The 24,646-nt window shown below is 69.7% G+C and carries 25 protein-coding genes; 11 read left to right on the forward strand and 14 right to left on the reverse strand.

What is annotated here, in order from left to right:
- Positions 1-13: 13 nt before the first annotated feature.
- The 4 genes from A5702_RS08995 to A5702_RS09010 all read right to left on the reverse strand — a co-directional run bounded on the left by A5702_RS08995 (position 14) and on the right by A5702_RS09010 (position 2,670).
- Positions 14-748, reverse strand: coding sequence for a superoxide dismutase family protein (locus A5702_RS08995; protein ID WP_068219965.1), 735 nt, complete (start codon positions 746-748; stop codon positions 14-16).
- A gap of 37 nt (positions 749-785) precedes the next feature.
- Positions 786-1,265 carry a hemerythrin domain-containing protein gene (locus A5702_RS09000; RefSeq protein ID WP_055401367.1) on the reverse strand — a complete coding sequence of 160 codons (480 nt, stop codon included), beginning with the start codon at positions 1,263-1,265 and terminating at the stop codon, positions 786-788.
- Positions 1,262-2,146, reverse strand: coding sequence for a Rieske 2Fe-2S domain-containing protein (locus A5702_RS09005; RefSeq protein WP_068219967.1), 885 nt, complete (start codon positions 2,144-2,146; stop codon positions 1,262-1,264). The genes A5702_RS09000 and A5702_RS09005 overlap by 4 nt, the downstream gene beginning before the upstream one ends.
- A gap of 215 nt (positions 2,147-2,361) precedes the next feature.
- Complete coding sequence (locus A5702_RS09010) at positions 2,362-2,670, reverse strand: WhiB family transcriptional regulator (RefSeq protein ID WP_055401363.1); 309 nt, start codon at positions 2,668-2,670, stop codon at positions 2,362-2,364.
- A 352-nt stretch (positions 2,671-3,022) separates the two neighbouring features.
- Between A5702_RS09010 and A5702_RS09015 the strand changes: the two genes are divergently transcribed.
- From A5702_RS09015 to A5702_RS09025, 3 genes are all read left to right on the forward strand, one after another.
- Positions 3,023-3,841 carry a hypothetical protein gene (locus A5702_RS09015; RefSeq protein ID WP_156669537.1) on the forward strand — a complete coding sequence of 273 codons (819 nt, stop codon included), beginning with the start codon at positions 3,023-3,025 and terminating at the stop codon, positions 3,839-3,841.
- 90 nt (positions 3,842-3,931) lie between these two features.
- On the forward strand, positions 3,932-4,507 hold the full coding sequence (locus tag A5702_RS09020; protein WP_055401359.1) for a sigma-70 family RNA polymerase sigma factor: 576 nt from the start codon (positions 3,932-3,934) through the stop codon (positions 4,505-4,507).
- The gene (locus A5702_RS09025) at positions 4,494-5,240 is read left to right on the forward strand and encodes an anti-sigma-D factor RsdA (RefSeq protein ID WP_197506522.1); all 747 of its coding nucleotides are present in this window, start codon (positions 4,494-4,496) and stop codon (positions 5,238-5,240) included. The genes A5702_RS09020 and A5702_RS09025 overlap by 14 nt, the downstream gene beginning before the upstream one ends.
- Before the next feature lie 6 nt (positions 5,241-5,246).
- Here the strand turns inward: A5702_RS09025 and A5702_RS09030 are convergent, their stop codons facing one another.
- Complete coding sequence (locus A5702_RS09030) at positions 5,247-5,654, reverse strand: DUF5319 domain-containing protein (protein WP_046186907.1); 408 nt, start codon at positions 5,652-5,654, stop codon at positions 5,247-5,249.
- A 152-nt stretch (positions 5,655-5,806) separates the two neighbouring features.
- On the opposite strand from A5702_RS09030, the gene guaB reads away from it, so the two are divergent.
- The 3 genes from guaB to A5702_RS09045 are packed head-to-tail and all read left to right on the forward strand — an operon-like array spanning position 5,807 to position 10,335.
- A complete protein-coding gene (guaB, locus tag A5702_RS09035; protein ID WP_055401355.1) occupies positions 5,807-7,405 on the forward strand; it encodes an IMP dehydrogenase in 1,599 nt (532 codons plus the stop codon).
- Between the two features lie 7 nt (positions 7,406-7,412).
- Entirely contained in the window at positions 7,413-8,540 is a 1,128-nt protein-coding gene (locus A5702_RS09040) for a GuaB3 family IMP dehydrogenase-related protein (protein WP_055401353.1), read from the forward strand.
- 49 nt (positions 8,541-8,589) lie between these two features.
- The gene (locus tag A5702_RS09045; RefSeq protein WP_055401351.1) at positions 8,590-10,335 is read left to right on the forward strand and encodes a GMC oxidoreductase; all 1,746 of its coding nucleotides are present in this window, start codon (positions 8,590-8,592) and stop codon (positions 10,333-10,335) included.
- A 6-nt stretch (positions 10,336-10,341) separates the two neighbouring features.
- Here the strand turns inward: A5702_RS09045 and A5702_RS09050 are convergent, their stop codons facing one another.
- A complete protein-coding gene (locus A5702_RS09050) occupies positions 10,342-11,241 on the reverse strand; it encodes a TauD/TfdA family dioxygenase (protein ID WP_068219997.1) in 900 nt (299 codons plus the stop codon).
- A 61-nt stretch (positions 11,242-11,302) separates the two neighbouring features.
- Here A5702_RS09050 and A5702_RS09055 point away from each other — a divergent pair, with 61 nt between their 5' ends.
- Complete coding sequence (locus A5702_RS09055; protein ID WP_055401349.1) at positions 11,303-11,869, forward strand: TetR/AcrR family transcriptional regulator; 567 nt, start codon at positions 11,303-11,305, stop codon at positions 11,867-11,869.
- A gap of 3 nt (positions 11,870-11,872) precedes the next feature.
- Here the strand turns inward: A5702_RS09055 and A5702_RS09060 are convergent, their stop codons facing one another.
- The 6 genes from A5702_RS09060 to A5702_RS09085 all read right to left on the reverse strand — a co-directional run bounded on the left by A5702_RS09060 (position 11,873) and on the right by A5702_RS09085 (position 19,087).
- A complete protein-coding gene (locus A5702_RS09060) occupies positions 11,873-14,239 on the reverse strand; it encodes a glycoside hydrolase family 65 protein (RefSeq protein WP_068219976.1) in 2,367 nt (788 codons plus the stop codon).
- On the reverse strand, positions 14,236-14,982 hold the full coding sequence (locus tag A5702_RS09065) for a beta-phosphoglucomutase family hydrolase (protein WP_197499796.1): 747 nt from the start codon (positions 14,980-14,982) through the stop codon (positions 14,236-14,238). Before A5702_RS09065 ends, A5702_RS09060 begins: the two co-directional genes overlap by 4 nt.
- A gap of 91 nt (positions 14,983-15,073) precedes the next feature.
- Positions 15,074-15,958: an alpha/beta fold hydrolase gene (locus A5702_RS09070; RefSeq protein WP_231965028.1), complete on the reverse strand. Its 885-nt coding sequence runs from the start codon at positions 15,956-15,958 to the stop codon at positions 15,074-15,076.
- 5 nt (positions 15,959-15,963) lie between these two features.
- Positions 15,964-16,767: a class I SAM-dependent methyltransferase gene (locus tag A5702_RS09075; protein ID WP_082955997.1), complete on the reverse strand. Its 804-nt coding sequence runs from the start codon at positions 16,765-16,767 to the stop codon at positions 15,964-15,966.
- Positions 16,764-17,576 carry a class I SAM-dependent methyltransferase gene (locus A5702_RS09080; protein ID WP_068219980.1) on the reverse strand — a complete coding sequence of 271 codons (813 nt, stop codon included), beginning with the start codon at positions 17,574-17,576 and terminating at the stop codon, positions 16,764-16,766. The genes A5702_RS09075 and A5702_RS09080 overlap by 4 nt, the downstream gene beginning before the upstream one ends.
- Positions 17,573-19,087, reverse strand: coding sequence for a DHA2 family efflux MFS transporter permease subunit (locus A5702_RS09085; RefSeq protein ID WP_068219985.1), 1,515 nt, complete (start codon positions 19,085-19,087; stop codon positions 17,573-17,575). Before A5702_RS09085 ends, A5702_RS09080 begins: the two co-directional genes overlap by 4 nt.
- Before the next feature lie 78 nt (positions 19,088-19,165).
- Here A5702_RS09085 and A5702_RS09090 point away from each other — a divergent pair, with 78 nt between their 5' ends.
- The gene (locus A5702_RS09090; protein WP_068220000.1) at positions 19,166-19,807 is read left to right on the forward strand and encodes a helix-turn-helix domain-containing protein; all 642 of its coding nucleotides are present in this window, start codon (positions 19,166-19,168) and stop codon (positions 19,805-19,807) included.
- 3 nt (positions 19,808-19,810) lie between these two features.
- Here the strand turns inward: A5702_RS09090 and A5702_RS09095 are convergent, their stop codons facing one another.
- Complete coding sequence (locus A5702_RS09095; protein WP_068219988.1) at positions 19,811-20,464, reverse strand: TetR/AcrR family transcriptional regulator; 654 nt, start codon at positions 20,462-20,464, stop codon at positions 19,811-19,813.
- Positions 20,465-20,523: 59 nt separating this feature from the next.
- Between A5702_RS09095 and A5702_RS09100 the strand changes: the two genes are divergently transcribed.
- Both A5702_RS09100 and guaA read left to right on the forward strand, forming a co-directional pair.
- On the forward strand, positions 20,524-21,720 hold the full coding sequence (locus tag A5702_RS09100; RefSeq protein ID WP_197506523.1) for an acyl-CoA dehydrogenase family protein: 1,197 nt from the start codon (positions 20,524-20,526) through the stop codon (positions 21,718-21,720).
- Between the two features lie 10 nt (positions 21,721-21,730).
- Entirely contained in the window at positions 21,731-23,305 is a 1,575-nt protein-coding gene (guaA, locus tag A5702_RS09105) for a glutamine-hydrolyzing GMP synthase (protein WP_197506525.1), read from the forward strand.
- A gap of 19 nt (positions 23,306-23,324) precedes the next feature.
- Here guaA and A5702_RS09110 read toward each other — a convergent pair whose 3' ends face one another.
- Positions 23,325-23,918: a hypothetical protein gene (locus tag A5702_RS09110; protein ID WP_197506524.1), complete on the reverse strand. Its 594-nt coding sequence runs from the start codon at positions 23,916-23,918 to the stop codon at positions 23,325-23,327.
- A gap of 99 nt (positions 23,919-24,017) precedes the next feature.
- Here A5702_RS09110 and A5702_RS09115 point away from each other — a divergent pair.
- A partial coding sequence (locus tag A5702_RS09115; protein ID WP_068219994.1) for a hypothetical protein occupies positions 24,018-24,646 on the forward strand: 629 nt, incomplete at its 3' end.

Below are 24,646 nucleotides of genomic sequence, written 5' to 3' on the forward strand. Positions count from 1 at the left end.
TCGCTCCGCCGGATCAGCGGGTTCCGGGCGGAAGGCTGGGCGGCGTCGTCACCGTCGTGGTCGGCAGGGTCGACGACGTGTAGCTCGGGGTGACGGTGACGGTGCTGGTGCTCGTCGACGGCGGCGGCACTTCGGTCGTGGTGGTGATCGTCGTGACGCTGGTGGTCGTCGAGGTGGACGACGTCGTCGTCGCCGACGCGGCGGCGATGACGCCGCAGGCCACAATCTTGCCCGAATCGCCGGTGGAGGTGCCGCTCAAGTTGTCCGCGTTCTGGTGGACGACCAGCGCGGTGCCCGAGCTGCTCCTCAGGTCCGATGAGGTGATCAGGCTGGTGGTGGTGACGAGCTTCGCCGAGCCGTCGTTGCGCACCTGCAGTGCGGTCAGGTCACCGCTGGCCGGAAAGCCCGTGTGATTCGGCGCCTGGTAGACGGACCCCGAGGACTGGAAGTCCCCCTCGCATTTGCCCACCGAGTGGATCATCAGCGCGTGGAATCCGGGGCTCAGGACCTGGTTCGGGCCGGCTTCCACGGTCACCGTGGCGTAGCCGTTCGCGAAATCGATGGTGGCGGTGCCGACCTGGTTTCCGTCGGCGCTCTTCAACTGCGTGGTCATCCGCTCGCTGCCGGGCGGCGCGCTGGAGGACGGCGACGTGGTGGCCTGGCCACCCTGTTGGTTTGCGCATGCGGCCAACGGTGCAATGGCCGCGGCTAGCACCGCGGTCGTGAAGGATACGCCCTTGTTCTTCATGGGCCGGTCGTACCCCGATTGGCGGCGATCGAAACGATTACAGCAAACTCAGCATCGCCGCGCGGCCGCGGACCCGCAGCGTGTTGATGGTGGACCGACGTAACCGATCCATCCGCTCGAGCATCCGCTCGCCCAGCGCGTCGAGCATCTCGGCGCTCAAATCTATTGGGGCGGGACACAAGTCACGCTCCTCTTCGCTGGCGTGCGCGTCCAGGACGGTGACGAAGGAATGCCACTCGTCCTCGTACTGCGGCGCCGACGCCGGTGTTCGAAGCAGCACGGCCAGCTGATCCCAGACTTGCCGGTGCTCGGCGTGGGCGATGGCGACCAGCGTGCTCGCCTGCGACACCGCCGGATAGAACAGGTCGTCCTCGATCCGCATGTGGATGTCGAGCTCGATCAGCAAGCCGTCGAGGGCGTCTTGGCGCTCGTCGCTGTCCGGGGGCAGCGCGGTGATCTTCTCGCAGAACCCGCGCAAGACCTTGTGGTGCTCGAAAAGCACGTCGTAGGCGTTCATCTCGCGGCTCCCCGCACCTCGACCAACCCGGCGCGGATGCGCGCCGGGTAGTGGGGGAGCGACGCCGTCGCCGGTCCCCGCAGCACTTCCCCCGACTCGCAGGCGAAGCGCGAGCCGTGCCAGGGGCAGACGATTCGATCGCGATCGATCCAGCCGTCGTCCATCGGCGCACCCAGGTGGGGGCAGTGCGCGCCGACGGCCAGCACCCGTTCGTCGTCCCGGTACAGCACCACGCCCACGCCGTTCAGCTCGACCCGCCGGGGCCGGCCGTCCAGGGCCGAAGCCGGCAGCACCGGCGTCCACCGGTTCTCGCTCAGCCGGCTGCCGGAACGATCCACCCCGGTGCCCGATCCGAACACCAAGGCCCCGCCCAGATAGCCGCCGCCCAGGGTCAGGCCATAGCCCAGCGCGCTGCTCGCCACTCCGCGTCGCCGGCGGCCGTGGCCGCGGTCCCACCACGACAGCGCGTACAACGCGGTCGCGACGCCGTTCACCACGCCATGGATGAGGCCGACCCGTCGGGACTCCTCGTGGGTGTGCTGCCAGTCGGTCAGGCCGGTCGCGGCGGCGCCGACGCTGCCGGCGAGCCCGACCCCGAGCGCGAACCTCGACGCGTCCCGCCACCGGCCGGCGTTTCCGGGCAGCAGCGAGGCCGCGTCCATCGCGACCGTCGTCGTCACGGCCCCCGTCGGCACGGAGGTCAGCGCCGGGTGCAGCGGATGGCCCAGCCAGGTGCCGTGCAGCGCGTTGCTGATCCGGTCCCGGTGCCGGCCCATGGCCGCGAAGAGGAATGTCAGGCCGTGCTCGAGCCGATAGCTCGGCCGATCCAGCCATTCCTGGCGTCCCAGGGCGGTCACTGCTGCGTGTGATTGTTGCTTCACGGCACCTCCTGTGCGCGTGAGCGAACCGACGCGGGCTCCCCTGCACGACGGAACGCCCGAATTCTGTATCGGTGCGACGCCATTTCGCGCCGCTTCGATGCGAACTCGGCCGGTCGGCGGCCTAGTCCATGACGGTTACACGGATCGCGACGGCGAATCGTTCAACGACGTCGTGCGGGAGGCGTGCCGCCCCACCGGGGCGGCTGGGCCGGCGCCTAGGCCGAGCGGCGGATGCCGCGGGCGCGACCGATGTCGCCCTTCAGCAGCAGGTCGCGCTCGGATTCCGAGAGGCCGCCCCAAACCCCGTAGGGCTCACCAACTTCCAGGGCGTGCGAGCGGCACTCCTGAATGACCGGGCACTGCCGGCACATTTCCTTCGCGCGCTGCTCGCGCTGCATGCGGGCCCGGCCGCGCTCACCGTCGGGATGGAAGAACATCGACGAGTCGACGCCGCGGCACAAGCCCTGCAGTTGCCAGTTCCAGATGTCGGCGTTGGGTCCAGGTAGCTGCTCCGGCTGTGGCATTGGTGTTTCCCTCTCTGCACGGCACGCCCAGTAAGGTCAGGATCGCGAAGCGATAGTGCAACTGAAATGAAGCGGCGTCACCGATGACTACCCGTCATGCGTACGTTAGGGCGGACGGTGAATTTGCGTCAATAGCCACTTAGCCCGACAAAATATGTAATGGTTATAAAAGAATTAACGTCGCGTTCATCTGCCACCCAATGGTGAAACATGCACCGTGCTACCAGGCACTTGACCGAAACGAGATTTCCCAGCTCATGGGCCGACGGAGGGGCGACCGCGGTTAGTACAGAATCCATTGTGATTAACAGTTCGGTAACGCGAACTGCACAAAGTGTTTACTACCATCGTGGTGATTGAAACTCGTCACACTTCCGTGATTGGCGGGCAGTTGGCCGCCGCCGCCTTCGGTGACCGGCCAGGCACCTGGCCGCTTCCGACGGCGGTCACGCCGGAGGACCTGTGGCTGCGCGCGGTGGCGGCGGGCGGGCAGGGCCGCTACGGCAGCGCCTACCGCGATTTGGCGGCGCTGCGGCGCAGCGCGCCCGCCGGGCGGCTGGTCTCGCTGGCCCACAGCACGCAGGGATCGTTCCTGCGCCAACTCGGTTGGCACACCTTGGCGCGCGGCTGGGACGGGCGCGCGCTCGCGCTGGCCGGGGAGGACGCCCAGGCGCGCGCCGACGCCCTGATCGGGCTGGCGGCCGACGCGCTGGGTGTCGGCCGCTTCGCGGCCGCGGCGACGCTGTTGGCCCGCTCGGACTCGGAGCTGGCCGCCGGTGCGGTGCCCGACCGCCTGCCGGTGCGCCGCGGCTGGGTGGCCGCCGAGTTGGCGATGGCTCGGGGTGACGGCGAAATCGCCGTCCGCCATGCGAACGAAGCGGTGGACCTGGCCGGAGCCATGGCCGCCCCCTCGGCGCGGCACGCCGTCAAAAGCCGGGTGGTGCAGGCGGCCGCCCTGTGCAGCGCCGGGGCCGCCGAGCGCGCCCGGGCGGTGGCGGAGGAGGCGCTGGACGCCACCGGGGCGCTCGGCCTCGTCCCGCTGCGGTGGGCGCTGGCGTGCTTGCTGATCGATCTCGGAGGCGTCACGTTTTCGGCACAACGGCTGCGGGAAATTCGCGATGTCTGCGCAGGCCAAGTGCGGCTCGCCGGTGCGACGTGGCGTTCCGCTTGAAATGGCCTCGCGCCCGTTATTGTCATTGCGTTAGTTAGCCCGGTTAGCTCGCGATGTGTCCGGTTCGTAACGTTGGAGATACCGCCGTCGATGACAATTCAAGGGGATCGTCTCGACGCTGTGGTTGCCAAGGCCGTGGCGGGGGACACCAATGCACTACGGGAGGTGCTGGAGACCATCCGTCCGATTGTCGTGCGGTATTGCCGGGCGCGGGTCGGGACAGTCGAGCGGGGTGGCCTGTCAGCGGATGACGTCGCACAGGAGGTGTGCTTGGCGACTATCACGGCGTTGCCGCGGTATCGGGACCGGGGGCGTCCCTTTCTGGCCTTCCTGTACGGCATCGCGGCGCACAAGGTCGCGGACGCTCATCGCGCCGCCGGCCGTGATCTGTCCTACCCCACCGAGGTGCTTCCCGAGCGCTGGTCCTCCGACGCCGGCCCCGAACAGCGGGCCATCGAAGCGGATTCGGTCAGCCGGATGAGCGAGCTGCTCGAGATCCTGCCCGCCAAGCAGCGCGAGATCCTGATTTTGCGCGTCGTCGTCGGCATGTCCGCCGAGGAAACCGCGTCCGCCGTCGGCAGCACCACGGGAGCGGTCCGGGTGGCCCAGCACCGCGCGCTGTCGCGGCTCAAGTCCGAAATGATCGCGGCAGGTGACTGTGCCTGACTCCCTGGACGAATTCGCCCGCACCGACCTGCTTCTCGACGCGCTCGCCGAGCGGCGGCCGGTGCACGTCGGCGACCCCGACATGGACGCGGTGGCCACCCTGCTGGAGGACTGGCGTGACAACCTGCGCTGGCCGCCGGCCAGCGCGCTGGTGTCGGCCGAAGAGGCCGTCACGGCCCTGCGCACCGGATTGGCCGACCGCCGCCGCAGCCGTCGCGGGATGGCGACGATCGGATCGGTGGCCGCGGCGCTGTTGGTGCTGAGCGGATTCGGGGCCATGGTGGTCGAGGCCCGTCCGGGCACCACGCTCTACGGGCTGCACGCGATGTTCTTCGACCAGCCGCGGGTCAACGAGAAGCATCAGGCCTTGCTGTCGGCCCGGGCCGACCTGGCCAAGGTGCAGGAGTCGATCGACCGGGGTCAGTGGGACCAGGCCCGGAATCAGCTGACCGAGGTGAGCAGCCTGGTCCAGTCGATCGAGGACCCGGCCAGCAAACAGGAGCTGACGAACCAGCTGAATCTGTTGAATGTCCGCGTCCAGTCGCGCAACCCGAACGCGACGCTGCCGGCCCCGGCGAACACCCCCTCGGCGTGGTCGACTCCCACCACCGCGGCGCCGACGGCGTCCGGGGCGGCCCCGAGTTCATCGGTCACGCCGTCGCCCAGCCAGTCGTGGAGCAAGCACCGGCATCACGAGCAGACACCCGGCCCGTCGGCGTCGAACACGCCCTAGCGGTGTTTAGCGCCGGTACCCGTCGGCGTCCGAGGTGGCCTCGTTGAGCGAGGCGTCGGCGTACCCCCGGCAGTAATCCCACGTGACGTAGGCGTCCGGCTCCGGGTCGTAGGCCGGCTCGTGCGGGCGGACGGTGCCGTCGATCAGCAGCTGCAGCAGGTTCGCCCGCAACATGTCCCAGTCGTGGTAGTGATCCTGCTGACATTCGTCGCAACACACCACGAGCCCGCGAATGCCCTTGTGCGCCAACAGGGCTTCGTATACCGCCAGGTCGGCGAGATCCGCCTCGACCGCCATCCGCTCCTGGGCGTCCAGGGGTTGGCCCGGCTCTACGGCTTCCAGCGCCGCCGACGGATCGCAGGGGTCGTCGGCGAAAGGATCGGGCGGCAAACCCGGTGGGAGGTGATCGCGCACGCACACTAGCCTACGCAGCCCGGCCGGGATAACGCCAGCAGGGAAGCCCCACGTCGTTTCTGCGTTTCGGGTCCGCGGCGCGCCCCGGGTCGCCGGGGGAGCGTGCCGATAGGATGGTGGTCTCACGCCGCATCGTATGGAGGGCCCCACCGATGACCCGTGGCATGTCCCACCTGGAAGACAGCTCCGACCTGGTCGGTAGCCCCTACGTGCGCGACCCCCGGATCGGGGGACTGGTCGACGAGCCGGTGCCGACCGGCGGCGACAACCCGCACAAGGTCGCGATGCTCGGCCTCACCTTCGACGACGTCCTGCTGCTGCCCGCCGCTTCCGACGTGGTTCCCGCCACCGCCGACACGTCCAGCCAGCTCACCAAGAAGATCAGGCTCAAAGTGCCGCTGGTCAGCTCGGCGATGGACACCGTCACCGAGTCGCGGATGGCGATCGCGATGGCCCGGGCGGGCGGCATGGGCGTCCTGCACCGCAACCTGCCCGTCGCCGAACAGGCCGGACAGGTCGAGATGGTGAAGCGCTCGGAGGCCGGCATGGTCACCGACCCGGTCACCTGCCGGCCGGACAACACCCTGGCGCAGGTCGACGCGCTGTGCGCCCGCTTCCGCATCTCGGGCCTGCCGGTGGTCGACGACTCCGGGTCGCTGGTCGGCATCATCACCAACCGCGACATGCGCTTCGAGGTCGACCAGACCCGCAAGGTCGCCGAGGTGATGACCAAGGCCCCGCTGATCACCGCCCAGGAGGGGGTGAGCGCCGACGCCGCGCTGGGGCTGTTGCGTCGCAACAAGATCGAGAAGCTGCCCGTGGTCGACGGCCACGGCCGGCTCACCGGGCTGATCACCGTCAAGGACTTCGTCAAGACCGAACAACACCCGCTGGCCACCAAGGACAGCGACGGCCGGCTGCTGGTGGGCGCCGCCGTCGGCGTCGGCGGCGACGCCTGGGTGCGCGCGATGATGCTGGTCGACGCCGGGGCCGACGTGCTGATCGTGGACACCGCGCACGCGCACAACCGCCTGGTGCTCGACATGGTCGGCAAGCTCAAGGCCGAGGTCGGCGAGAAGGTAGAGGTGATCGGCGGCAACGTGGCGACCCGGTCGGCGGCCCTGGCGCTGGTGCACGCCGGCGCCGACGCGGTCAAGGTCGGCGTGGGCCCGGGCTCGATCTGCACCACCCGGGTGGTCGCCGGGGTCGGCGCGCCACAAATCACGGCGATCCTAGAGGCGGTCGCGGCGTGCGGGCCGGCGGGCGTGCCGGTGATCGCCGACGGCGGGCTGCAGTACTCCGGCGACATCGCCAAGGCGCTGGCCGCCGGCGCGTCGACGGCCATGCTGGGCTCGCTGCTGGCCGGCACCGCCGAGGCCCCAGGCGAGCTGATCTTCGTCAACGGCAAGCAGTTCAAGAGCTACCGCGGCATGGGCTCGCTGGGCGCCATGCAGGGCAGGGGCGGGGGGAAGTCCTACTCCAAGGACCGCTACTTCGCCGACGACGCGCTCTCCGAGGACAAGCTGGTGCCCGAGGGCATCGAGGGCCGGGTGCCGTTCCGCGGGCCGCTGTCCTCGGTGATCCACCAGCTCACCGGCGGCCTGCGCGCCGCGATGGGCTACACCGGATCGCCCACCATCGAGGCGCTGCAGCAGGCGCAGTTCGTCCGCATCACCTCGGCCGGGCTGCGGGAAAGCCATCCGCACGACGTCGCCATGACCGTCGAAGCGCCCAACTACTTTGCGCGCTGAGGGCGGCATGGTCGAAATCGGCATGGGCCGCAACGCCCGTCGCACCTATGAGCTGAGCGAAGTCAGCATCGTGCCGTCGCGGCGCACCCGCTCGTCGCAGGACGTGTCCACCGCGTGGCAACTGGACGCCTACCGCTTCGAGATCCCGGTGATCGCCCATCCGACCGATGCCCTGGTCTCCCCGGAGTTCGCCATCGAGCTCGGCCGCCTGGGCGGGCTGGGCGTGCTCAACGGCGAGGGGCTGATAGGCCGGCACGCCGACGTCGAGGCCAAGATCGCGCAGCTGGTCGAGGCCGCCAGCAAGGAGCCCGAGCCGTCGGCGTCGATCCGGCTGCTGCAGGAGCTGCACGCGGCGCCGCTGGACCCGGACCTGCTGGGGTCGGCGGTCGCGCGCATCCGGGAGGCCGGGGTGACCACCGCGGTGCGGGTCAGCCCGCAGAACGCCCAGGCGCTTACCCCGGTGCTGTTGCAGGCCGGCATCGACCTGCTGGTCATCCAGGGCACGATCGTGTCGGCGGAACGCGTGGCCAGCGACGGCGAGCCGCTGAACCTGAAGACCTTCATCTCCGAGCTCGACGTCCCGGTGGTGGCGGGCGGCGTGCTGGACCACCGGACCGCGCTGCACCTGATGCGCACCGGCGCCGCGGGCGTCATCGTCGGATACGGCTCCACCCGGGGCGTGACCACCAGCGACGAGGTGCTGGGCATCAGCGTGCCGATGGCCACCGCCATCGCCGACGCCGCCGCGGCGCGGCGGGAATACCTCGACGAGACCGGCGGCCGGTACGTGCACGTGCTGGCCGACGGCGACATCCACACCTCCGGCGAGCTGGCCAAGGCGATCGCCTGCGGCGCCGACGCGGTGATGCTCGGCACGCCGCTGGCCGAATGCGCCGAGGCGCTGGGCGAGGGCTGGTTCTGGCCGGCCGCGGCGGCGCACCCGTCGCTTCCGCGCGGGGCGTTGCTGCAGATCGCCCTCGGCGAGCGGCCGCCCTTGGAGCGGGTGCTCAACGGCCCGTCCGACGACCCATTCGGTTCCCTCAACCTCGTCGGTGGCCTGCGCCGATCGATGGCCAAGGCCGGCTACTGCGACCTCAAGGAATTCCAGAAGGTCGGGCTGACCGTCGGTAGCTGAGGCTCGCGGCCGCTGGTTTATTACCCGGCGGTAAGGCCATACTGGTGCGATGAGGCCGGATTACGACGTTCTGATCATCGGTTCGGGTTTCGGCGGCAGCGTCAGCGCGCTGCGGCTGACCGAAAAGGGCTACCGCGTAGGCGTATTGGAGGCCGGCCGGCGCTTCGCCGACGAGGATTTCGCCGAGACGTCCTGGGACCTGCGCAGGTTTCTGTGGGCGCCCAGGCTGGGTTGCTACGGCATTCAGCGGATTCATCCCTTGAAGAACGTGCTGATCCTGGCCGGCGCCGGCGTGGGCGGCGGGTCGCTGAACTACGCCAACACGCTCTACGTGCCGCCGGAGCCGTTCTTCGCCGACCGGCAGTGGTCGCACATCACCGACTGGCGCGACGAGTTGATGCCGCACTACGAGCAGGCGAAACGGATGCTCGGGGTGGTCACCAACCCGACCTTCACCGACGCCGACCGCGTCCTGAAGGAAGTCGCCGACGAGATGGGCTGCGGTGACACCTTCGTGCCCACCCCGGTGGGGGTGTTCTTCGGCCCGGACGGCACCAAGACGCCCGGCAAGACCGTGCCCGACCCATACTTCGGCGGCGCGGGACCGGAGCGCACCGGCTGCCTCGAGTGCGGTTGCTGCATGACGGGCTGTCGGTACGGCGCCAAGAACACGCTGCTGAAGAACTACCTTGGCCTCGCCGAATCGGCTGGGGCACAAGTCATTCCGATGACCACCGTCAAGGGATTCCAGCAGCGTCCCGACGGAGTGTGGGAGGTGCGCACCGTGCGCACCGGAAGCTGGCTGCGCAGGGACCGGCGCACCTACACCGCGACGCACCTGATCCTGGCCGCGGGCACCTGGGGCACCCAGCATCTGCTGTTCAAGATGCGCGACAAGGGCAAGCTGCCGCGGCTCTCCGAGCGGCTGGGCGTGCTGACCCGGACCAACTCCGAGTCGATTGTCGGCGCCGGCAAGCTCGAGGTCGACCCGAACCTGGACCTGACCCACGGCGTGGCGATCACGTCGTCGATCCATCCGACCTCGGACACCCACGTCGAGCCCTGCCGCTACGGCAAGGGTTCCAACGCGATGGGGCTGCTGCAGACGCTGATGACCGACGGCACCGGTCCCGAGGGCACCGACGTGCCGCGCTGGAAGCAACTGCTGGACCAGGCCCGCGAGGACCCGCGCCGGATGATGCGGATGCTCAACGTCCACCAATGGAGCGAGCGCACCCTGATCGCCCTGGTCATGCAGCACCTGGACAACTCGATCACCACTTACACCAAACGCGGCAAGCTCGGCATCCGCTGGTACACCAGCAAGCAGGGGCACGGCGACCCAAACCCGGCCTGGAACCCCGTCGGCAACAGGGTGACCCGGCGCATCGCCGAAAAGGTCGACGGCGTGGCCGGCGGCACCTGGGGCGAGCTGTTCAACATCCCGCTGACCGCGCACTTCCTCGGCGGCGCGGCGATCGGCGACGCCCCCGACAACGGGGTCATCGACCCCTACCACCGGGTCTACGGCTACCCCACGATGTTCGTGGTGGACGGCGCCGCGATCTCGGCGAACCTGGGCGTCAACCCGTCGCTGTCCATCACCGCCCAGGCCGAACGGGCCGCCTCGTTGTGGCCCAACAAGGGCGAGGACGATCAGCGTCCGCCGCAGGGCCAGGCGTACCGCCGGCTGGACCCGATCGCACCGAGGCAGCCCGTGGTGCCGGCAACCGCGCCCGGTGCGCTGCGCTGGTTGCCGATCACCCCGGTGCGCTCCGCCGCCGACGCCGGCTAGCTTCGGTCAGCTCGCGATCGCCTCGAGCGGGGCGCCGCTGACCACCCGGCTGCGTTGCCGGTGCACGTTGAAGGGCACGTCGCCCATCAGGGTCACGCGGTGCATCAGCCGCGGCTGGTCGTCGTAGTCGTCGATGGCGCGGTGCTGGGTGGCCCGGTTGTCCCAGACGGCGACGTCACCCGGCGCCCAGTTCCAGCGAATGGTGTTCTCCGGCATGGTGATTCGCCGCTGCAGCATGTCAAAGAGCACGGTTGATTCGTAGTTGTCCAGGCCGACGAACCCGCGCACGAAATCTCCCAACAGCAGCGTGCGCTCGCCGGTCTCCGGGTGCACCCGCACGACGGGATGCTCGGTGCGGAAGTCCGGTTTCTCGAAGGCCTGCCGGAACGTCCGCTGCGCGTCGGTCATGCCCACGGCTTCGGCGGTCACGTAGTCGTAGCGGTTGCTGTGCAGCGCCCACAGGTCGTCGACGAGCCAGGCCAGCGGCTCGGGCAGGTCCTCATACGCCGCGGCGGTGTTGGCCCATAGCGTCGAACCGCCGTAGCGGGGCAGGGTGACGGCACGCAGGATCGAGGCCGCGGGATAGTTCGCGACGAACGTGACGTCGGTGTGCCAGCGGTTCGCCTTGCCGAACTCGGAATTGATCGGGGTGATCACCGGCGCGTGCTTGGCGGCGAGCGCCTCGGCGGCCGGGTGGCCGACGGGCGTGCCCAACAGCCCGGCGAACGCCAGCTGCTGCTCGTCGTCGAGCTGGTGCTGGTGGCGGAAGAAGATCACCTTGTGGGCCAGCAGCGCCTGCTGGATCTTCTCGATCGCGGCCGCGTCGAGGTCGCCCCCGAGGCGCACCCCGTCGACGCGGGCGCCGATGCGGCTGCCCAGCTTGGTGACGGTTATCTGACCGATCATTTTCATCATTCCTACTGTTAAAGGGGCGTAGTCATCTGACTACATAGAGTACTGTAGTCGTATGACTACATCGTCCGCAAGGGCCGCCGGGAAAATGCCGACGGGTCGGGCCGAGGTCGCCGCCGCGATCCTGGCGGCCGCCACCGACCTGTTCGCGCAGCGCGGACCCGCGGCCACCTCGATCCGCGACATCGCCGCTCGAGCCAACGTCAACCACGGGCTGCTGTTTCGCCACTTCGGCACCAAGGAACAACTGATCGGCGCGGTGCTGGATCACCTCAGCGCCGACGTCGGCGCCCTGCTGAGCGACGAGGCGCCCGCCGGCGAACTGGACCGGGCGTTGGACCGGCAGATGCGCGTGATGGCCAGGGCCTTGCTCGACGGGTATCCGGCGGGTCAGCTGCAGACGCGCTTTCCCGCCATCGCGGCGTTACTCGACTCGGTGTTGCCCCATCACGACGACGAGGCCGAGGCGCGGCGCGCCGTCGCGAACGCGCTTGCGCTGCAATTCGGCTGGCGGTTGTTCGCGCCGATCCTGCGCGCGGCGACCGGAATCGACGAGCTGACGGACGCCGAGATACGGATGGCGGCGACCGCCGAGGCGGGGCGGCTGCTCAACCCCGGCTGATGCTCACTTCTTGCGGGTCAGCGCCCGGCGGTGCAGCGGCTCGCGGCCCGGCGGCTGCTGCGGGGGCGGCAGCAGTGGTTTGCGTTCGCGCACCGCGAAGGTCTTGGGCGCGTCGGTGCTCAGGGTGACATCCTCGCCGGCGTGCCGGATGGTGAGTTGGCCGCCCGGCCCGTCGCGCACCGTGTACGTGACGTCGGAATGGTTGACGTCGACGGTCACCCGGAAATCGCGCCACCGAAGCCGAAACCGCAGCCGCGAAATGCCGTCGGGCAGTGCGGGATCCAGCGCCAGGATGCCCTCGTCGTCGCGCAGGCCGCCGAAGCCGCCCACCAACGCCGTCCACGCGCCCGCGAGCGAGGCCATGTGCAGGCCGTCGCGGGTGTTGTGGTGCAGGTCGCGCAGGTCGATCAACCCGGCCTCGTAGGCGTAGTCGTGCGCCAGTTCCAGGTGTCCGACCTCGGCGCACATCACCGCCTGGGTGCACGCGGACAACGACGAATCGCGCACCATGCGCCGCTCGTAGTAGTCGACGTTGCGCGCCTTCTGTTCCGGGGTGAACGCGTGACTGCGCCACTGCATCGCCAGCACCAGGTCGGCCTGCTTGATCACCTGCGCGGGGTAGAGCCGCACGTAGGGGTCGTGCAACAGCAACGGATAGGAGTGGTTCTCCTGGAAATTCCATTCCGCGAGCGTGGTGAAGCCCTCGCACTGCTGATGCACCCCCAGGCCGGCGTCGTAGGGGATGTTGGCGGCGTCGGCCGCGTCGCGCCAGGAAGCCGTCTCCTCGGTGGTGACGCCCAGCGCCTCCGCCACCTCGGGGTGGCGGTTGCAGGCCTCGGCGGCGGTCCGCAGGTTGTGCGCGGCCATCAGGTTGGTGAAGACGTTGTCGCGCACGATCGCGGTGTACTCGTCGGGGCCGGTGACCCCATCGAGGTGCCAGACGCCATGCCGGTCGTGGTGGCCGAGGGTGACCCAGAGCCGGGCGGTTTCGACGAGAACCCTTAGGCCGCAATGCTTTTCCAATTCCTCGTCGCCGGTGACGATGCGGTATCGTTCGAACGCCATGGCGATGTCGGCGTTGATGTGCCAGGCCGCGGTGCCGGCCGGCCAATACGCCGAGCACTCCTGCCCGCGGATGGTGCGCCAGGGGAAGGCGGCGCCTTCGAGGCCGAGTTCGGCGGCCCGCTCCTTGGCGAGGTCCAGCGTCGACGCCCGCCACTTCAGCGCGTCGGCCACCGCGTGCGGCGCGGTGTAGGTGAGCACCGGCAACACGTAACCCTCGGTGTCCCAGAAGGCGTGGCCGTCATAGCCGGTCCCGGTGAGTCCCTTGGCCGAGATCGCCCGGCGCTCGGCGCGCGCGCTGGCCTGCAACAGGTGAAACAGCCCGAACCGCACGGCCTGCTGGGACTCGGGATCGCCCTCGACCTCGACGTCCGCGCAGTCCCAGAACTCGTCCAGGTACTTGCGCTGCGCGTCCACCAGCCCCTGCCACCCGCTGTAGCGGGCGCTGTGGATGGCGGCGGCGGCCTGGTCGCGCAGCGCGGGGCGCGAGCGCATGCTCGACCAGCCATACGCGAGGTACTTGACGATGCGCAGCTTCTGCCCGGCGCGCAGCCCGCAGATCACGGTGGTTCGCGCCAGGTCTTCGCGCGCGTCGGTGCTGTACTCGACGCGACCGGGAACGTCGATCTCGTGATCCATCGCGGCGGACATCATCAGGGCGCTGCTGCGGGTGCGGTGCATGAGAAGCGCCCCGGTGTCGGTGTTTTCGTGGTCGACGGAGACCAGGGGGCTTTCCAGGATGGCCGCCACCCGCGGGTCGCCCGACGTCTGGGGCTGGTCCTCATTGGTGACCAGTTCGGACTGCACCGTCACCCGGACGAAATCGCCGACCGCTTCCACGACGTATTCGATGGCGGCCACGCCGCGTTGCGCCAGCGACACCAGTCGGGTGGACACCAGCTTGATTTCCTTGCCCGCGGGCGAGCGCCAATGCGCGTGGCGGGCCATCGTCCCCGCGCGCAGGTCGAGAACCCGTTCGTGCGAGAGCAATTCGCCGTAGCGGACGTCGAACGGCTCGTCCTCGACCAGCAGGCGGATGATCTTGCCGTTGGTGACGTCGACGATTGTCTGGCCGGCCTCGGGGTAGCCGTATCCGGCCTCGGCGTAGGGCAGCGGCCGGATTTCGTAGAAGGAGTTCAGGTAGGTGCCGGGCAGGCCGTAGGGCTCACCCTCGTCCAGATTGCCGCGCAGCCCGATGTGCCCGTTGGACAAGGTGAACAGCGATTCGGACTGTGCCAACAGGTTCAGGTCGAGCTTGGTTTCGCTGACCAGCCATGGATCGACGGGGAAGGCTTCGTCGGTGATCATGACTGCAGCAGCTCGGCGAGGTCGGTGACCACCACGTCGGCGCCGTTGCGCCGCAGATCCTCGGCCTGCCCCACCCGGTCGACGCCCACCACGTAGCCGAAATTACCGGCATGGCCGGCCTGCACGCCCGAGATGGCGTCCTCGAAAACGGCCGCTTCGTCGGCGCCGACGCCGAGCAACTCGGCGCCCCGCAGGTAGGAGTCGGGGGCCGGCTTGCCGGCGATGTGCTCGTCGCGCAGCGTGACGCCGTCCACCCGCTGCTGGATGAACCGGTCCAGACCGGTGATCTCCAGGACGTCGCGGGTGTTGGCGCTCGAGGACACCACCGCGATGCCCAGGCCCGCCTCCGAGACCGCCTCCAGGTAACGTCGCGACCCCTCGAACACCTCGACGCCGTCCTTGCGTAGCACCTTCTGGAACGCGTCGTTCTTGCGGTTGCCCAGCCCGTACACGGTGTCGGCGTCGTCCGGGTCGTCGGGACTGCCGTCGGGCAGATCGATGCCGCGGCTCTGCAGGAACGAGCGGACGCCGTCCTCGCGCTTCTTGCCGTCCACGTATTTGCGGTAGTCGGCGGCCGCGTCGAAGGGAACGAACTCCTCCCCGGTGCGCTTGGCCCGTTCGGACAGGAAGTCGTCGAACATGGTCTTCCAGGCCTTGGTATGGACGCTGGCGGTATCGGTCAGCACCCCATCGAGGTCGAACAGACAGGCATGCACTTTCTCGGGCAGACCCAAAGAATGCACCGGCGGACCTCGCTCTCTAGTGTCTGACGGACTAGGTAAGCGATACCCACTCCACCATGCCGAGCAATCCGCGCGCCACCTTGGGCGCCTGTTATGTGCGCCGACGGCTTTCCCGGATGAGGCGGGCCATTTCCCCCGGGCTTTCGAGGGCCGAGAAATGGCCGACGCCCGGCACGGTAACGGCGTCCGCGGTCAGCAGGGCGGCGACGTGCTCGCGCTCCGCCGCGCGCGACCAGTCGCGCTCGCTGTAGACGAGCGTGACGGGCACGCTCACCCGCGCGTAGCGGCTTCGCGCGGCGACGAATCCGGCGAGGCTGCGCATGATGGCCCGGTTGACCCGGGGGTAGCCGCGGCGGCGTCCGCTGCGGCGCAGCTCGGCGAGGAACCCGCCGGGCAGCGCGTGGCGGTCGGCGAAGCCGCCGGCCAGCACACCGGCGAGGATCGGGCGGTTTTCCAGCCGGGCGAAAACGGGTCCGGTGCCGGGCAGGCGGACGGCCGTCCCGATCACGCGGGCGAACCAGTTGCCGCGCTCCAGGCCGCCCGGGTAGTCGTAGGGATTGACGGCCACCACGTTGCGCACCCGACCGGTCAGGTCCATCGACGCCAGCAGCGCGATCGCGGCGCCCATCGATTCACCGGCCAGCGTGACGTCGCGCAGGTCGAGGGCTTCGACGAATTCGACGACGGCGCCGCACAGTTCCGGTTGGTCGTAGCGCGCGCCCGGCACGATGTCCGACCATCCCATCCCGGGCAGATCCAGCGCGTAAACCGTGAATTCGTCCCACAGCTCGGGCAACACCCGCTGGAAGTAGTCGAGCTGCGTCCGCACGGTGTGCAGCAAAACCAGCGGCGGCCCCGTGCCCGTCGTGAAGTAACGCAACCGCGATCCGTCGCGGCGACGTAGAAACTTCACCTCGCCGCGACCACCGCTCCACGTCATCGTGTAGCGCCGGTCGGCAATCTCGTTGGGGGACACGTCTTTCAGCCTTCGCACACGGCCTGGATGGCGCGCAGCCGTCCGTCGGCCAGCGCTTGGGTGAGGTGGTGGACTTTGGTGTCGAAGTCGGCGACGAAGGCGTGCAGCCCCAGCGGGTTGGCGGGCTGTGCCAGCAGGGCCCGCATCAGCGCGACCGCCTCGTCGGTGCGGTCGTTCCAGTGCGCGACGGTGAAACCCGCGGACTCGACGGCGGCGCGCAACTGATCGGGGGTGACCAGGTGGCTGCGCCCGGGGTTGTCGGCCCACGGCAGCGGATAGTCGAGCGGGCCGCGATCTCCCGTCGTGATGTCCCACAGGGCGAGCCGCCCGCCGGCCTTGAGGACGCGGCGCGCTTCGGAGTAGAGGCGCGCCTTGTCCGCGACGTTCATCTGGACGTGCTGGCTCAGGACCACGTCGAACGTCCCGTCGGGCAACGGCAGGTCGGTCACGTCGGCTCGGTGGACGGATATCCGGTCATCCAGGCCGACAAGGCGATTGAGCCAGCGGTGCGTGTCGCAGTATTCGTCGGTGAGATCGACGGCGGTGACCGCGCAGCCGTAGCGCGCGGCGACGTAGCGGGCGGTACCCCCGACCCCGCTGCCGGCGTCGAGCACTTCGCTTTCAGCGCCGATCTCGACCAGGTCCACCAGTTGGGCGGTGGCGATGCGGCCCATGGTGTGGAAGTCCTCCAGCAGCGCCAGGTCGGCGGGTTCGAGGCGGTCGAGGTCCTTGCCGGCAACGACCAGCGCGCGCTCGATGTTGTTCCGCGACAGGCCGGTTGAGTATTGCTCTTGGATGACGTTGCTCATTTGCGCACCCATGCCGTGATGATGGGCGGCATCGTGATGAGGGCATTGGCCGCGAGCACCTCCTCGCGGAAACGCGGCACGAACTCGTCGATGTCGGCGACCTCGTCGATGGCGAAGCCGCCCTGTTGCGCGATGGGGGAGACCAGCCGCCAGACTTCCGCGCCGTAGGCCAGGATGTCGGTCCGGGCGGCCGTGCCGATCGGGGCGCCGACGGTCAGCTCCGGCGAACCCAGGCCGGCGTCGGCGAATATGGTGTGCAGCTCGGTGCCGAACCGCGCGGACAGGCCCATGGCCTCGAAGGCCCGCACGATCCCCGCTATCACCTGACCGAACAGCGGCGTCTCCGGGTCGCTGCGCGCCGATTGAATGTCGTTCTCGGAGAACGCGATGACGCCACCGGGCCGCACGAACTGACTCAGGCGCCGCAGCGTGTCGACCGGGTCGGGCAGGTGCATGAGGATCAGCCGGCCGATCAGCGCGTCCACCGGCTCGTCCAGCGTGATCGCGTCGATCGCGGATTGGGTGAAACGCGCTGTGCCGATGCCCTGTTCGGCGGCGCGGGCGCGGGCCAGCTCCACCATGTCGGGGGCGGCGTCCACCCCGAGCACGCTGCCGGTCGGACCGACCAGCCGGGCGGCGATGAACGACACGTCGCCGGGGCCGCTGCCGATGTCGAGCACCCGCATGCCCGGGCGCAGGCCCGCGAGCCGCAGCGCGTGCTCGGTGTAGTCGTTGTAGAGCCGCCCCTGCAGGAGCAGCCGCCGCACCTCCACGTCGGCATGGCCGAGGACATAGGTGCTTTCGGTCATGGGACCTTCCTTTCCTGACGCGCCGGCAATAACCAGCCGACTACGATGGCCGCGCCCAGCGCGATGCCCGCACACACCAGCGAGCTCACCTGCAGGCCGTCCAGGAACGCGCGATCGACCGCGGCGCGGACGCCGACGGCCCGTTGCGCGGGCAGCTGCGCGATCACACTGTGCGCCAGCGCCATCGACTGCCGCATGGCCTCGGCGGGTAGCCCGGTCAACGCCGACGCGGCGAGGTGTCCCGAGTAGACCGAGGCGAAGATGCTGCCGGCGATCGCGACACCGAGCGTGCCCCCGAGCTCGCGCGTGGTGTCGTTGACGGCCGAGCCGACCCCGGCCTTGTCGGCGGACAGCGACCCCATGATGGCCTCGGTGGCCGGCGAGACCGTCAGGCCGAGGCCACCGCCGAGGAGCAGCATCTGGGTGGCGATCTGGGTGTACGGCGTGGCGGCGTCGGCCGTGGAGGCCCACGCCAGCCCGGCGGCGAACACGGTCAGCCCGGCGGCGACGACGGCGGTGGTGCCGACCCGCTCGACCAGCCGTGGGCTCGCGATGCTGGCCAGCGCGATGGATGCGGCGACCGGCAGCAGCCGTACCCCGCTCTGAAAAGCGGTGTAGTCCTTGATGAATTGGAAGTACTGGGTGATGACGAAGATGAAGCCGAACAGAGTCAGGAAGCCGGCCGTCACCGCCAGGCTGCCGCCGGAGAACCGCCGGTTGGCGAACACCGAGATGTCCAGCATGGGCTGGTGGGTCCGCCGCTCCCAGAGCGCAAACACCACGAGGATCGCTGTGGCCAGGGCGAACCCGCCCGCGGTCCGGCCGTTGGTCCATCCCCAGGTGGGCGCCTCGATGACCGTGTAGACCAGCGCCGTGATGCCGGCCGCGGACAGGATCAGGCCGCCGACGTCCACGCGCGGCGCCGCGGGATCGCGGGAGGTCGGCACGAACAGGGCGCCCCCGACGATCGCCAGCACGGCGATCGGGATGTTCACCATGAAGATCGAGCCCCACCAGAAGTGCTCGAGTAGCCAGCCGCCGCTGATCGGCCCGACGGCCACCCCGACGCCGACCATCGCCGCCCACAGCCCGATCGCCTTGGCCCGTGCCACCGGGTCGGTGAAGATGTTGGTGATCAACCCGAGCGTGGTCGGAAAGATCACCGCCGCGCCCACCCCCATCGCGGCGCGCGCCGCGATCAGCTGGCCGGCCGAATCGGTATGTGCCGCAACGGCGGAGGTGACCGCGAACAGCGCAAGCCCGGAGTTCAGCCAGCCGAGCCTGCCGAATCGGTCGGCCAGGCTGCCCGCCGATAGCAGCAGGCCGGCCATCACCAGGGTGTAGGCGTCGACGATCCATTGCAGCTGCGCGGTGTTGGCGCCGAGCTCGCGCGACAGGGTCGGCAGCGCGACGTTGACGATGGTGGCGTCGACGCTGATGACGAAGACACCGAGGCAGACGACGGCGAGCGCGGCTATCGGATGGTTGCGGACACGGCTTGCGATGGGCATAGACGAGACCCTAAAGCTGGCAGACAAGAAAATCAAGCAAATAGTTGAAAAAGATGTCTGAAGTGCTAGGGTGGGGTGGTGGCGACCCGCCGGACCTACAACCAGAACTGCCCGATCGCGCTCGGGCTCGACGTCCTGGGCGAGCGGTGGACGCTGCTGATCTTGCGCGAGCTGGTCGGCGGCCCCCGCCGCTACGGTGACCTGCGCGCCGAATTGCCGGGCATCGCAACGAATCTGCTGGCCGAGCGGCTCAAGGAACTGCAGGACGCAGGGCTCGTCGACCGCGCCGATCTGCCCGCCCCGATCGGGCGGACCGTGTACACGCTCAGCGACGTGGGCTGGCAGCGGGTGCTGCCCGTGCTGCGTAGCGTCGCGTGGTTCGGCCTGGACCGGCTGGACCCGGTCGAGGGCGAGCCGGTCTCTCCGCTCAACGGGTTTCTGGCCGGGATTCTGCTCGGCTTCGACTCGGCCAAGGCCGCGGGGCTGGAGGCGACGTGCCGGGCCGAGATCGACGGCCGGCGCTTCGACTTCGCGGTGACGCAGGGGCGGCTGGCCGGTGCGCGCGGTGAGCCGTCGGCGACGATCACCGCCGCCGCGGCCGATCTGGTGACCGCCCGCCTCGGGGCGAGCGAGGCCAAGCGCAAGGCGGCGGCGCGGCGCATCGCGGTGACGGGCGATGCGACGGCCGTCGACGGCGTGCGTCAGGCGTTCGGGCTGTAGCGCTCAATCCGCGGGTTCGAGCAGCGCGCCGATGAGCGCGTCGGCGATGAACGTGCCGTATCGCTTGGCCGACCAACCCCGTTCGAGCACGAGGAGCTCGTAGAGCTCCGGCGCGTGATACGTCCACAGGATGTCGCGCGCTTGCTTCGAGCCGACGCGCAGCCGTCCCGTGCGGGCCAGATCGGCCGCGAACATCGTCATGGCGTTGAGGGTTTCCTGCCGAATCTGCTGCCAGACCTCGCGCGCGTCGGGTGACGACGCGGCGCCGTCGCGCGCGAGCAGCTGCACCGGAGCGCTGCGCGGCATGGTGGCGGCCAGGTGGTCGGCGTAGATCTGTAGCTTGCGGTCCGCCTCGGTCGCCTCGATGACGTTGCGGATCACGTCGCGCTGGGCCATCGGGATCGGCTCGTCGTCGCCGGCCACCGAGACGTCGAACAGCGCCTTGAGCACGCCCGCCTTGGTCGCAAAGGCCTTGTACACCGTTTCGACCGACACGGCGGCGTCCCGCGCGATCTCGGCGATCGTGGTGGTCGCGTAGCCCTGGGCCAAAAATCGCCGCCGGGCGGCGGCAAGCACCGCGTCCCGGTTGCGCTGCGCCTGTTCGCGGCGGCGGGTCGAGTCGTAGCGGCGTGGTGGCCGGCCCTTGACAGATCCCATAATTAGTTACATGCTCCTTTATCTATTACAGATTACTGTATCAGAATTAGGAGCATGACATGACCACCGCAACGTGCCCCGCCGTCGGCCTGTCCGGAGGCGCCCACCCCATGGACGTCGCGCGTGCCCTGGCGCCCGAGATCACCCGGCGCGCCGGCGAGGCGGAGGCGCTCGGGACGATGCCACCCGATCTGGTCGGGCGGCTGCGTGCGGCCGGTGTCTTCCGGGCGCTGCAGCCGCGCTCGCTAGGCGGATTCGAAATGGCGCCAACCGAATTCATCCACATGATCGAGGAGCTGGCGCGCGCCGACGGATCGACGGGCTGGATCGCGGCCATCGGCGCCGGCGGCCCGGCATTCACCGCCTGGCTCGAACCCGCCGCCGCCACGGCGCTGTTTGGGCCGGACGCCGATTTCCTGGCGGCCACGGTGTTCGCCCCCACCGGGCGCGCCGTCCCGGACGGCCGCGGGCGCTTCGCCGTCGACGGCCGGTGGCCGTTCGCCAGCGGCTGTCGCCATGCCGAATGGGTTTTGGCCGGGATGTTCGTCTTCAACGGCGACACGCCGCGAATGATCCCCGACCAGGGCCCCGACTGGCGTCTGGCGTTCTTCCCCCGCGCCGAAGCCGAAATCATCGACAACTGGGACGTTTTGGGGCTGCGCGCCACCGGCAGCAACGACCTGGTCGGCCGGGGCCTGCGGGTCGACGAGGAACACACCATCAGCCCGTTCTTCTCCCCGGCCCGCCAGGACGGCCCGTTGTGGCGGCTGGCGTTCTTCACGCTCGTCGGGGTCGCGATCGTGGGCGTCCCGCTCGGGATCGCGCGTCGCGCGCTGGACGAATTCACCGAGCTGGCGGCGACGAAGACGCGTGCCGGCACGTTCGAGCCGCTCGCCCAGGATTCCGCCGCACAGGTCGAATTCGCCGGTGCCGAAGCCGGTTTGAGGGCGGCGCGGGCCTTCGTTCTGGACGAGGCCGCCGCCCTGTGGGAAAGCGCGTGCGCCGGCGACCCGCCGACGCTGGGGCAGCGCGCCGGCTTCCAGCTCGCCGCCCAACAGGCGATGCGCGCGGCGCGTCACGCGGCGGATACGGCGTTTCACCTGACCGGCGCCGGCGCGGTGCACGCGAACCACCCGCTGCAACGATGCTTCCGGGACCTGCACACGGTCGGCCAGCACGTGTACTTCAGTGCGGCGGCGTGGAAGCGCTACGCCGGCACCCGCTTCGGCATTGCGCAACCGACCCACCTGATGTGATGGCGTAACCATTAAGCTGGCTGCCGTGGAAACCCCCTCGCCGCGGCCCGTGCTGGTCGTCGACTTCGGCGCGCAGTACGCGCAGTTGATTGCCCGGCGCGTCCGCGAGGCGCGGGTCTTCTCCGAGGTCATCCCGCACACCGCGTCGATCGACGAGATCAAGGCCCGGGAGCCGTCGGCGCTGGTGCTCTCCGGGGGGCCTTCCAGCGTCTACGAGCCCGGCGCTCCGCAACTCGACCCGGCGGTGTTCGACCTCGGCGTGCCCGTGTTCGGCATCTGCTACGGATTCCAGGCCATGGCGCAGGCCCTCGGCGGGACCGTCGCCCACACCGGCACCAGCGAGTACGGCCGCACCGAACTGAAAGTCGCTGGGGGCGAACTGCATTCGGGGCTGCCGAGCGTGCAGCCGGTGTGGATGAGCCACGGCGACGCGGTCACGGCCGCGCCGGACGGGTTCGACGTGGTGGCCAGCAGCGCGGGCGCGGCGGTGGCCGCCTTCGAGAACCGGGCCCGCCGGCTGGCCGGTGTGCAGTATCACCCCGAAGTCATGCACACCCCGCACGGGCAGCAGGTGCTCAGCCGCTTCCTGCACGACTTCGCCGGGCTGGGCGCGGAGTGGACGCCGGCCAACATCGCCACCGCGCTGGTGGAGCAGGTGCGCGAACAGATCGGTGACGGCCATGCGATCTGCGGGCTCTCCGGTGGCGTGGACTCGGCGGTGGCCGCCGCGCTGGTGCAGCGCGCCATCGGCGACAGGTTGACCTGTGTCTTCGTCGACCATGGACTGCTGCGTGCCGGCGAGCGGGATCAGGTGCAGCGCGACTTCGTGGCCGCGACCGGCGCCAACCTGGTCACGGTCGACGCCGCGGATACCTTCCTGCAGGCGTTGTCGGGGGTGACCAACCCCGAGGGCAAGCGCAAGATCATCGGCCGCCAGTTCATCCGGGCGTTCGAGGGCGCGGTGCGAGACATCGTGGGGGAGAGCGGCTCCGACGTCGAATTCCTGGTGCAGGGCACGCTGTATCCGGACGTGGTGGAATCCGGTGGGGGCAGCGGCACCGCCAACATCAAGAGCCACCACAACGTCGGCGGCCTGCCCGACGACCTGAAGTTCAAGCTCGTCGAGCCGCTGCGGCTGCTGTTCAAGGACGAGGTGCGCGCCGTCGGGCGTGAGCTCGGCCTGCCGGAGGAAATCGTTGCGCGCCAACCGTTTCCGGGGCCCGGGCTGGGCATCCGGATCGTCGGTGAGGTCACCGCGCAGCGGCTGGACACGTTGCGGCGGGCCGATGAGATCGCGCGCGAGGAGCTGACCGCCGCCGGCCTCGACAACCTGATCTGGCAATGCCCGGTGGTGCTGCTGGGCGACGTGCGATCGGTCGGAGTGCAGGGCGACAACCGCACCTACGGGCACCCGATCGTGCTGCGGCCGGTGTCCAGCGAGGACGCCATGACGGCCGATTGGACCCGGGTGCCCTACGAGGTGCTGGAGCGCATCTCCACGCGCATCACCAACGAGGTGGCCGAGGTCAACCGCGTGGTGCTGGACATCACCAGCAAGCCGCCGGGCACCATCGAGTGGGAGTAGCCAGTCCGCGAGTGTGCGGCTACTCGACGAATTCACGCCTGCCATAGGTGATCATGGCCGCATCCCAGTTTCCGCCGGCCGCGGTGACGAGCCCGCGGGCGATGTCGCGGTCGCCGTCTTCGGCGACCAGGATCAGGGTGTGGTCGGTCGTGGTGACGGATCCGCCGCGGATGCGGTCGCGGGCGACCGGGTCGGCCGCCAGCGCGTCGCCGAGGCGCACGACGTCGACGCCCGGCACGGCGATGAGGATCGCGTCCTGTCGCGGCGCGTTCTGCGGCAGGTAGTCGAAGGTCAGCACCGCGTCCTGGTCGAACTGGCGGCGCAGCGCCTCGGCGGCGGTGTGCGACGAGCCGTCGACCCCGCACAGATGAAATTCCCGCGAGCGCTCGTGGGTGGTTCGCTGCAGCGCGCTCGACCAGTACACCCCGTCGAGCGGGGTCGACCCCGTCACCGCCGCGCCGTGTAGCTCGATCGTCATGTCGGCCTGCGGTTCGAACAGGGGATCGGCGTTGTCGGCGGCGAACAGCTCCGCAGGTTGGCAGGGCGCGGCGTGGGCCGGCGCGGGAAAAGTGATGCAAAAAGGCACCATCAGCCCCACCAGTATCGACCGCATAAAGCAGCCTCTCACGTTTCTTGACGGTTGTCGGAGGGTGGGTGTTAACTCTCAATCAGTCGAACATACTTTCGAAAACAGCGGTGGAGGAGGCTCGTCATGACTGCGGCTTTCGCCACCGATCCCGGCCGGGAAACCCGCGCTGAGCAGCTCGAATCGCTTCGCCGGCGGATGGCCGTGATCACCGGCAAGGCGCCGGGGCCCGCCCCCGCCCGCGCCGACGATCTGCTGCCGGAATCGGAAGCCCAACTGGCCCTGCCGACGTGGCTGGCGGAGTCGCTGCCCGTGCCCCTGCCACGCGGAACGGTGGCGGTGCTCTCCGGCGCCCGCTCGCTGCTGTTGGGTGTGGTGGCCGCGGTGACGGCGGCGGGCGGCAACGTGGCAATCGTCGGCCAGCCGGATATCGGATTGCTGGCCGCCGCGGAGATGGGGGCGGATCTGAGCCGGCTGGCGGTGATACCGGATCCCGGAACCGATCCGGTGGAGGTGGCCGCGGTGCTCGTCGACGGTATGGACCTGGTGGTCCTCGGCCTGGGCGGCCGCCGGGTGCCGCAGACCCGGGCGCGGGCGGTGGTGGCGCGGGCCCGGAACAAGGGGTGCACGGTGTTGGTCACCGACGGCGACTGGCAGGGGGCGTCCACCCGGCTGGAGGCCCGGGTCTGCGGCTACGAGATCACGCCGGGGAGCCGGGGGGTGCCCGCCCCCGGATTCGGCCGGATCGGCCGGGT

Source organism: Mycobacterium sp. E3339, assembly GCF_001666915.1.
Classification (GTDB): domain Bacteria; phylum Actinomycetota; class Actinomycetes; order Mycobacteriales; family Mycobacteriaceae; genus Mycobacterium.